Origin of the sequence: Saccharomonospora sp. NPDC046836, from assembly GCF_040645195.1 — a bacterium.
Classification (GTDB): Bacteria; Actinomycetota; Actinomycetes; order Mycobacteriales; family Pseudonocardiaceae; genus Prauserella_A.
Genome location: NZ_JBEYXW010000083.1, coordinates 1 through 7,863, shown reverse-complemented (window position 1 = coordinate 7,863; position 7,863 = coordinate 1). Strand labels below are relative to the sequence as shown.

The window sequence follows — 7,863 nt, the reverse complement described above, 5'->3', positions numbered from 1 at the left end:
ACCCTGCTCCCGCCGGACGGCGTCGTGGAGTACCCCTCCTGGGAGACGCTGCCGCACGAGCGGCTCTCGCCCCGCTCCGACACCGTCGGCCGCCGCCTCGCCGTGCTGCGCCGCCTCGCCCACCCGGACGCCGACGACCCCGGGGCCGGCCCGGTCTCCGTCGTCGTCGCCTCCGTGCGCTCCGTCCTCCAGCCGCAGGTCAAGGGGCTCGGCGACCTGGAGCCGGTGGCGCTGAAGGCCGGGCAGACCACCGACCTGGAGGAGGTGGTGCGGGCGCTGGCCGCCGCCGCGTACTCCCGGGTGGAGCTGGTCGAGAAGCGCGGCGAGTTCGCCGTGCGCGGCGGCATCCTCGACGTCTTCCCGCCGACCGAGGACTACCCGGTCCGCATCGAGTTCTGGGGCGACGAGGTCGAGGAGATCCGCTACTTCAAGGTCGCCGACCAGCGCTCCCTGGAGATCGCCGAGCACGGCCTGTGGGCCCCTCCCTGCCGCGAACTCCTCCTCACCGACCAGGTCCGCGAGCGCGCCGCCGCCCTCGCCGTGGACCACCCCGAGCTGGGCGAACTCCTCGGCAAGATCGCCGAGGGCGTCGCCGTCGAGGGCATGGAGTCCCTGGCTCCCGTCCTCGTCGACGAGATGGAACTCCTCCTCGACGTGCTGCCGGAGGGCGCCATGGCCCTGGTCTGCGACCCCGAGCGGGTCCGCACCCGCGCCGCCGACCTGGTCGCCACCAGCCTCGAATTCCTCCAGGCGTCCTGGGCCGCCTCCGCCGAGGGCGGCGAGGCCCCCATCGACGTCGGCGCGGCCTCCCTGTGGGGCATCGCCGACATCCGTGAGCGCGCCCGCGAACTGGGCATGATGTGGTGGTCCGTCTCGCCGTTCGCCGCTGACGAGGAGACGTACGACGGCGACACCTGGCAGCTGGGGATGCGCGCCCCGGAGACGTACCGGGGCGACACCGCCCGCGCCCTGGCCGACACCAAGCGGTGGCTCGGCGAGGGCTGGCGGACCGTCTTCGTCACCGAGGCGCACGGCCCCGCCGCCCGTACCGTCGAGGTGCTGGGCTCCGAGGGCGTCCCGGCCCGGCTCGACGGGGACCTCGGGGAGATCAGCCCCTCCGTGGTCCACGTCGCCTGCGGCGCCATCGACCACGGCTTCACCGACGAGCGCCTCAAGCTCGCCGTCCTCACCGAGACCGACCTCACCGGCCAGAAGGCGGCCGGCAAGGACGGCCAGCGGATGCCCACCCGGCGCCGCAAGACCATCGACCCGCTCACCCTGGAGCCGGGCGACTACATCGTCCACGAGCAGCACGGCGTGGGCCGCTACATCGAGATGGTCCAGCGCACCGTCCAGGGCGCCACCCGCGAGTACCTCCTCGTCGAGTACGCCCCCGCCAAGCGCGGCCAGCCCGGCGACCGCCTCTACATCCCCACCGACCAGCTCGAACAGGTCACCAAGTACGTCGGCGGCGAGGCCCCCACCCTGCACCGGCTCGGCGGCGCCGACTGGACCAAGACCAAGGCGCGCGCCAAGAAGGCCGTCAAGGAGATCGCCGCCGACCTCATCAAGCTCTACTCGGCCCGGATGGCCGCCCCCGGCCACGCCTTCGGCCAGGACACCCCCTGGCAGCGCGAACTGGAGGACGCCTTCCCGTACATGGAGACGCCCGACCAGCTCTCCACCATCGCCGAGGTCAAGGACGACATGGAGAAGACGGTCCCGATGGACCGCCTGATCTGCGGCGACGTCGGTTACGGCAAGACCGAGATCGCGGTCCGCGCCGCCTTCAAGGCCGTCCAGGACGGCAAGCAGGTCGCCGTCCTCGTCCCCACCACCCTCCTGGTGCAGCAGCACTTCGGCACCTTCTCCGAGCGGTACGCGCAGTTCCCGGTGAACGTCCGCGCCCTCTCCCGCTTCCAGTCCGACGCCGAGGCCAAGGCCACCCTGGAAGGGCTGCGGGACGGCTCCGTCGACATCGTCATCGGCACCCACCGCCTCTTCTCCTCCGAGACCAGGTTCAAGGACCTCGGCCTGGTCATCGTCGACGAGGAGCAGCGGTTCGGCGTCGAGCACAAGGAGCAGCTGAAGAAGCTCCGCGCCAACGTCGACGTCCTCACCATGTCCGCCACCCCCATTCCGCGCACCCTGGAGATGGCGGTCACCGGCATCCGCGAGATGTCGACGATCACCACCCCGCCCGAGGAGCGCCACCCGGTCCTCACCTTCGTCGGCCCCTACGACCCGAAGCAGATCGGCGCCGCCATCCGCCGCGAACTCCTCCGCGAGGGCCAGGTCTTCTACATCCACAACCGCGTCGAGTCCATCGACAGGGCCGCAGCCCGGCTGCGCGAGATCGTCCCCGAGGCGCGGATCGCCACCGCCCACGGCAAGATGTCCGAACAGGCCCTCGAACAGGTCGTCGTGGACTTCTGGGAGAAGAAGTTCGACGTCCTGGTCTCCACCACGATCGTCGAGTCCGGCATCGACATCTCCAACGCCAACACCCTCATCGTCGAGCGCGGCGACAACTTCGGCCTCTCCCAGCTCCACCAGCTCCGCGGCCGCGTAGGCCGGGGCCGCGAACGCGGGTACGCCTACTTCCTCTACCCGCCCGAGAAGCCCCTGACCGAGACCGCCCACGAGCGCCTCGCCACCATCGCCCAGCACACCGAGATGGGCGCCGGCATGTACGTCGCCATGAAGGACCTGGAGATCCGCGGCGCCGGCAACCTCCTCGGCGGCGAACAGTCCGGCCACATCGCGGGCGTCGGTTTCGACCTGTACGTCCGCATGGTCGGCGAGGCCGTCGCCGACTACCGCGCCGCCCTCGACGGCGGCGTCGAGGAGGAACCGGCCCCCGAGGTCAAGATCGAACTCCCCGTCGACGCCCACGTCCCGCACGACTACGCCCCCGGCGAGCGCCTGCGCCTTCAGGCGTACCGTGCCATCGCCTCCGCCACCACCGAGGACGACGTCCGCGCCGTCCGCGAGGAACTCACCGACCGCTACGGCAAACTCCCCGAGCCCGTCGAGAACCTCCTCCTCGTCGCCGGCCTCCGCATGCTCGCCCGCTCCTGCGGCGTCGCGGAGATCGTCCTCCAGGGCAACAACGTCCGCTTCGGCCCCGTCGAACTCCGCGAATCCCAGCAACTCCGCCTCAACCGCCTCTACCCCCGCACGGTCATCAAGGCCAACACCCACCAGATCCTGGTCCCGCGCCCCACGACCGGGAAGATCGGGGGGAAGCCTGTGGTGGGGCGGGAGCTGCTCTCCTGGGTGGGGGAGTTCCTGACGTCGATTCTGGGGTCGTAGGGGGCCTGGGGCCGCCCTCGGCCCTCACCCCGGTCGCGGACCGGGGTGTGCGGGTGGCCCCTCGGCGCGTAGCCGGAAGGTCAGGTCCAGGAGGAGTCCGCGGCATGCGTGGCCGGGGTGAGAAGCGGCGCGCCCCCGGGGCCGAGCGCCCTGCCCGCCGCGCGTACCGCCACCACGGCCGGTCGGTCGCCTCGCCGTAGCTCTCGCACTCCCCGGAAGGGGAACGCAGCCCGTGTGGTCCCGTAGATTGCGCGGGAAGAGCCGAGAGGACGGTGGGTCGTGGGCGACGCCCGGAGGGCCAGCACTTCTGCCCGGTACCTCGCGGCGGGCGGAGCCGGGGGTGACGCGTGGGCGGCCGAGGCGCGGGCCGAGGGGCGGCGCGGGACGCAGCGCATCGTTCAGGCGGGCGAGGTCCCGGCGCCTGAACTCGTCGCCGAGCGGCTGGGACTGGAGCCCGGTCAGCCGGTGGTCGCCCGCCGCCGCATCATGCCTGGCGGAGCTGGGCGTACCACCCCGGCGCTGCGTCGACCGCGTCTCGGCCCGCGTGCCGACCCAGGAGGAACACCGGCTGCTCCGCCTGCCCACCGGTCTGCCGGTACTGCGGACACTCCGGGTGGCCTTCAGCGCCGACGGGAGGCCGGTGGAGGCGACGGTGATGGTCAAGGCGGGGCATCTGTACGAGCTGGAGTACGGGTTCGGGGTGGAGTGAAACCCCCGCCAAGCGGGCCCTGCTGCTCTATGCCGGTTGGCGAGTCAGCAGTGTGGGAGCCGTGCAGGGCTCTCGAAAAGATCTGGATGCCGTTTTCCCATCGCGCATCCCGTGCTGCCGCGCACCGATGGAACGGGGCCAGCTCGCAATGTGACCTTCGTGGAGGAAGGCCTGCCGGCAGTGTTCCGCCTGAAGGGGACCGGCGACGTTTCCTTGCAGGCAGACGAAGCCGTCGACTTTCTAATGGCTGGGGCAGGGGGGGAAGCCGATCCCGACACAGCTGTTCGCCGAGTGGGAAGGGCAGGTGGAGCCTCTTCCGATACGAGTTCCCCCTCCAAGGGGGGTGCGTGAGCCGAAGAACTCGACTCTGTGATGCCAGGGTCGAGCCGCTCCGACAGGCAGTTGAAAGCCTGTCACCGCCATGAGTCAAGACACCGGTCGGTGCGGCCCCACTTCCGGAGAATGCGGATTCGTGTTGCCGGCAGACGGTCAGCCCCGCGGCTCCCGCATCCCGTCGATGATCCGCGTCCAGTTGTCACCCCCGTGCCCGTCCTCCAGCGCCCGCCGGTAGTGCCCGAGGATGGTGCTCGGCAGGGCCAGGTCCAGGCCCAGGGTCGTGCTCGTCTCCAGGATGTGGTCGGCTGTCGCGCCCATCATCGTGACCGTGCTGAGGTCGCCGGGGTGTTCGCCCGCGTCGAGGGCGGCGCCTGGGCGTTCCTCGCCGGCGGTCATCATGGCGCCGATGGTGTCGGCGGTGAGGAGGAGTTCGGGGAGGGACTGTTCGGCGTTGATGCCTGCGGTGCCGAGCATGGCGGTGGCGTGCATCAGGCCGGAGAGGGCGGTGAGGAAGACCGTGAGGTGGGCCTGGTACATGAGCTGGGCGAGGCCGGGGTCGGTGCCGAGGTACTTGGGGGCGCCGATGACCGCCAGTGCGCCCCGGTGGCGTGTCAGGACGTCCTCGTCCCCGCTGTAGTAGACGTACGCGTCGTCCGTGCCGACCATCGGGGCCGGGTTCATGACGCCGCCGGTGAGGAAGGCGGCGCCGTGGCCGGTGGCCCAGGTGGCGGCCTGCCGGGAGCGGTCGGGGGTGTCGGAGCTGAGGTTGACCAGGGTGCGGCCGGAGAGGGAGGCGGTGGCGTCGGCGAGGATGTCGTACATGGCCTGGTAGTCGGTGAGGCTGAGCAGGGTCAGCGGGCTCGCCTCGATCGCCTCGCGCGGGGCCGTCGCGCGCTTCGCCCCGTCGGAGACGACGCCGTCGGCGCGGGAGGCGGTGCGGTTCCAGACGGTGACCTCGTGGCCGGCGGCGAGGAGGGCGCGGACCATCGCCCGGCCCATCGGGCCGAGGCCGATCACCGTGACAGGGGTGGGAAGTTGAGCGGTGGGGCGCGGGTTCTCCTGGTGTGCGTTCACGGCTCCATGCTGTGGGGGCGCGGCTAGGATCGTAAGTACCCACTATTTACTGCGGTACTTACCTTTTGGTGCGTGAGAGGAGCAGTGGTCATGGCCGGAGCCAAGGCGCCGCGCGTCGGGCCGTACCTGTGCGGTCTCGACGCCGCGTTCGACGTGCTGAGCGGGAAGTGGAAGGCACTCATCCTGTGGGAGCTGCACGCCCACGGCGTCCGCCGGTTCGCCGAACTGCGGCGCGGGGTACCGGGGGTCAGCGAGAAGATGCTCACCCAGCACCTGCGGGAGATGGAGGAGGACGGCCTCGTCCACCGGGAGGTGTACGCCGAGGTGCCACCCCGCGTCGAGTACTGGCTGACCGAGCACGGCCGCACCCTCAACGAGGCGCTCGGCTCGCTGGGTGTCTGGGGCGAGGAGCGGATTCGCCGCGAGGGGTGCGAACTGGTGGGCGGGGCGGAGGTGGCCTCCCACGGACGTGGATAGGGGCATGGGCAGGGGCGTCGCTTCCACGCCGCGCCTCCCCGATCCCCGCACGCCCCCGCCCCGTCCCCACCGCGCCCCCACCCCGTCCGACTGCCCGTCACCCCGCAGGGCAGGATGCCTCTGGGATTGGGACGGAAGCAGGGCTGGGCGAGAGAAGGGTGTGCGTGGTGACGGTGCGGCGGTACGGGATGGTGGGGCTCGCGGTCGGGGCGCTGCTGTGGAGTGCGGGGTGTGGGCTCGGGGAGCCGTCGACCGGGAGCGACGGGGCCGGCGGTGAGGGTGCCAAGGGCGGGGCTGCCGCCGGGACGGCGCTGGCGGCGCTGGAGGCGTTGACCGTCGAGGAGGAGGGGAGCAAGGACGGGTACGGGCGGGAGCGGTTCGGGTCGGCGTGGGCCGATGTGGACGGGAACTCCTGCGGTACGCGGGACGACATCCTCAAGCGGGACCTCGCCGAGGTGGAGTACAAGGACGGCGACGACTGTGTGGTGGCGTCGGGGGTGTTGAAGGACGACCCGTACTCGGGGGAGGACGTGGAGTTCCGGCGTGGGGCCAGCAAGGTGGACATCGATCACCTGGTCTCGCTCTCCGACGCCTGGAAGAAGGGGGCTTCGGAGTGGGAGCCGGCCAAGCGCATAGCCTTCGCCAACGATCCGCTCAACCTCCTCGCGGTCGACGCGGGCCCCAACCGCGCCAAGGGTGACGGCGACGCGGCGAAGTGGCTGCCGCCGAACAAGACGTACCGGTGCGCGTATGTCGCCGGTCAGGTGGCGGTGAAGAAGAAGTACGAGGTGTGGGTGACGGCCGGGGAGCGGGACGCCATGCGGACGATTCTCGACGGCTGCCCGGAGGAGAAGCTGCCGGAGGGGGACGCGCCCACCGAGGCGCCGGACCGTTTCAGCGCGAAGTAGAGGCCCCAGGACCTTTCGGGAGAGCGGCCCGGGCCGGAACGGCACCGCAGGGCGGTGCTCGCTCCGGCCCGGGCCGCTCTCGTGTGCCGGGCCGGCTCAGAACTCGCCGTTGCCCAGCAGTTCGCCGTCCGCGTCGTAGACCGTGACCAGGCCGTTCTCGCTCTGCTTCCAGTCGGCGAAGGAGGAGGCGAGGAGCTTGGCGGGGCCGGTGCCCTCGCCCATGACGCCGCCGGTGTAGTCGGTGTAGATGTCGGCGGTGTCGAGGAGGTCGTTCTGCTTCTCCGCACCCTGGACCTTGGTGACGTGGGAGGCGGCCTCCTTCTCCTTCGGCGTGCCGTTCTCCTCGACGAACGCCTTGAACTGCTCCGCCTGGGAGGCCTTCGGCTTCTCCTGGGCCGGATCGGCCTCGGCCTTCTCCGCGTTGCCGCCGCCCGAGGCCGGGGCGGAGTTGCTGGTGTCGCCGCCCTTGGCGGTGTCGGCCGCCTGGTCGTCGCCGAGCGAGGCGAGGCCGCCGATGACGACGACACCCACGACCGTGCCCAGCGCGATCTTCGTCTTGATGCCCATGTGTTCCGCCCCCAGAAAAGGTGTGACTGTCGGCCCGATTCCGGGTCCCCCCGTTCGGTGGGTCAATGACAACAGAGCTTGTGAATCGAGTCAACAGAAGATGTGCGGTTTCTGTGATTCACGCCGTGAAGAGATGGGCGGGAGGGTGTGGGTGTGAAGCGGGGGTGGCTATGCTCGGCCGCGTACACCAGTGCCCGTACCGGTGCCCCGGCGCGTGGAGGGGCACGTACATCCCCCCACACCACCCAGGGAGCGGCCTCGATGCCGGAGAGCACGGACAGTACGGAGAGCGGCGAAGGGGTCGAGGCGCCGCCCGCCGGGGCCGAGGTGACGGCCGCCGAGATCGCGCGGCTGGCCGGGGTCGGGCGGGCCGCCGTCAGCAGCGGTACTCATCCCGCAGGGCAAGATCGCGATGGGCAAGCTCGCGCAGGCGATCCTGCACGGCGCCCGCATCCTGCAGATCGACGGCAACTTCGA

Annotated in this window: 6 protein-coding genes; 4 read left to right on the top strand and 2 right to left on the bottom strand. The window is 71.2% G+C overall.

Annotated features, from left to right (window positions below; translation table 11 throughout):
- A partial coding sequence (mfd, locus tag ABZ863_RS34790) for a transcription-repair coupling factor (protein ID WP_358543976.1) occupies window positions 1-3,315 on the top strand: 3,315 nt, incomplete at its 5' end.
- A gap of 232 nt (window positions 3,316-3,547) precedes the next feature.
- The gene (locus tag ABZ863_RS34785) at window positions 3,548-4,024 is read left to right on the top strand and encodes a UTRA domain-containing protein (protein WP_358543973.1); all 477 of its coding nucleotides are present in this window, start codon (window positions 3,548-3,550) and stop codon (window positions 4,022-4,024) included.
- Between the two features lie 489 nt (window positions 4,025-4,513).
- Here the strand turns inward: ABZ863_RS34785 and ABZ863_RS34780 are convergent, their stop codons facing one another.
- Window positions 4,514-5,434: an NAD(P)-binding domain-containing protein gene (locus tag ABZ863_RS34780; protein ID WP_358288433.1), complete on the bottom strand. Its 921-nt coding sequence runs from the start codon at window positions 5,432-5,434 to the stop codon at window positions 4,514-4,516.
- Window positions 5,435-5,524: 90 nt separating this feature from the next.
- Here ABZ863_RS34780 and ABZ863_RS34775 point away from each other — a divergent pair, with 90 nt between their 5' ends.
- Both ABZ863_RS34775 and ABZ863_RS34770 read left to right on the top strand, forming a co-directional pair.
- The gene (locus tag ABZ863_RS34775) at window positions 5,525-5,911 is read left to right on the top strand and encodes a helix-turn-helix domain-containing protein (protein ID WP_128464621.1); all 387 of its coding nucleotides are present in this window, start codon (window positions 5,525-5,527) and stop codon (window positions 5,909-5,911) included.
- Window positions 5,912-6,078: 167 nt separating this feature from the next.
- Complete coding sequence (locus ABZ863_RS34770) at window positions 6,079-6,819, top strand: HNH endonuclease family protein (RefSeq protein ID WP_358543970.1); 741 nt, start codon at window positions 6,079-6,081, stop codon at window positions 6,817-6,819.
- A 96-nt stretch (window positions 6,820-6,915) separates the two neighbouring features.
- Here the strand turns inward: ABZ863_RS34770 and ABZ863_RS34765 are convergent, their stop codons facing one another.
- The gene (locus ABZ863_RS34765) at window positions 6,916-7,386 is read right to left on the bottom strand and encodes a hypothetical protein (RefSeq protein WP_128464358.1); all 471 of its coding nucleotides are present in this window, start codon (window positions 7,384-7,386) and stop codon (window positions 6,916-6,918) included.
- Between the last annotated feature and the right edge of the window lie 477 nt (window positions 7,387-7,863).

What these genes read in the sequence shown, in the direction of transcription:
- ABZ863_RS34775 (WP_128464621.1), top strand. Translation starts at nt 5,525, where the DNA reads ATGGCCGGAGCCAAGGCGCCGCGCGTCGGGCCGTACCTGTGCGGTCTC.
- ABZ863_RS34765 (WP_128464358.1), bottom strand. Translation starts at nt 7,386, where the DNA reads ATGGGCATCAAGACGAAGATCGCGCTGGGCACGGTCGTGGGTGTCGTC.